This window comes from uncultured Blautia sp. (assembly GCF_902497045.1).
Taxonomy (GTDB): Bacteria; Bacillota; Clostridia; order Lachnospirales; family Lachnospiraceae; genus Blautia_A.
Map to the genome: position 1 here is coordinate 1 of NZ_CABVDF010000362.1, position 1,696 is coordinate 1,696.

Annotated in this window: 1 protein-coding gene; it reads left to right on the plus strand. The window is 44.5% G+C overall.

Annotated features, from left to right (window positions below):
* Positions 1-305: 305 nt before the first annotated feature.
* On the plus strand, positions 306-1,696 hold a 1,391-nt coding region (locus tag RDS42_RS14700), incomplete at its 3' end, for a glycine--tRNA ligase (protein ID WP_308784306.1).

Genomic DNA, 1,696 nt, shown 5'->3' on the forward strand with positions numbered 1-1,696 from the left:
TCTACCTCTGCCTGATAGGAATACATCTGCTTAATGTCTTAACTAAATGACATTGAGGCATCAGAGCCTCCCTTTTATCTTCCTGTTACTGCTCACTACGCTCACAGCAACGAGCCAAAATTCATTCCAGATTGCCTGCGGCAACAGAATTTTGGCCTGTATGTCTCGGGATTTTGGCATATATATGCCAAATCACCTCGCGGGATAGTGCCGTATGAACAGTAACATCTTCTTTTCTTTGTTCTTGAAAAAGGGGACAGATGCTAGTATAATAAGGGCATTGAAAAAATTTTAGGAGAGATAACATGGAAAAAACAATGGAAAAAATCGTGGCTCTGGCAAAAGCAAGAGGCTTTGTGTATCCGGGCTCTGAAATCTACGGCGGTCTTGCAAACACCTGGGATTACGGAAATCTTGGTGTAGAGCTGAAAAATAACGTAAAACGTGCATGGTGGCAGAAATTTATTCAGGAATCTCCGTATAATGTAGGTGTGGACTGTGCGATTCTTATGAATCCTCAGACATGGGTAGCATCCGGACATCTGGGTGGATTTTCTGATCCTCTGATGGACTGTAAAGAATGTCATGAGCGTTTCCGTGCAGATAAACTGATCGAAGATTATTGTGCAGAGCATGACATTGCCATTGAAGGCAGTGTGGATTCCTGGTCTCAGGAACAGATGATGGACTTTATCAAAGAGCATCAGGTTCCATGTCCAAGCTGCGGCAAACATAACTTTACTGACATCCGTCAGTTCAATCTGATGTTCAAAACATTCCAGGGTGTAACTGAGGATGCCAAAAATACGGTATATTTAAGACCTGAGACAGCCCAGGGTATTTTTGTAAACTTTAAAAATGTACAGAGAACTTCCCGCAAAAAGATTCCTTTTGGAATCGGACAGATCGGTAAATCCTTCCGTAACGAGATCACACCGGGCAACTTTACTTTCCGTACCCGTGAGTTTGAACAGATGGAACTGGAATTCTTCTGTGAGCCGGATACAGACCTTGAATGGTTTGCATACTGGAAACAGTTCTGCCTTGACTGGCTCAGCTCTCTGGGACTGAAGGAAGATGAGGTGCGCTATCGTGACCATGATCAGGAGGAACTGAGCTTCTACAGCAAAGCTACTACAGACGTGGAATTCCTGTTCCCGTTTGGATGGGGCGAGCTGTGGGGAATCGCAGACAGAACCGATTATGACCTGACACAGCATCAGAACGTATCCGGACAGGATCTGACATATTTCGACGATGAGAAGAAAGAAAAATATATTCCATATGTAATTGAGCCGTCTCTGGGCGCTGACCGTATGGTTCTTGCTTTCCTTTGCAGCGCATATGATGAAGAAGTCCTGGATGCAGAAAAGAACGATGTACGTACCGTACTTCATTTCCATCCGGTACTTGCACCTGTAAAGATCGGTGTCCTTCCGCTTTCCAAAAAGCTGAATGAAGGTGCTGAGAAAGTATTCCAGCAGCTTTCCAAGAAATACAACTGTGAGTATGACGATCGTGGAAATATCGGCAAGCGCTACAGAAGACAGGACGAGATCGGAACTCCGTTCTGCGTAACCTACGATTTCGATTCTGAAACGGATGGAGCAGTTACTGTCCGTGATCGTGATACCATGGAGCAGGTACGCGTGAAGATTGATGAGCTTGACGCTTACTTTGCAGATAAATTTACATT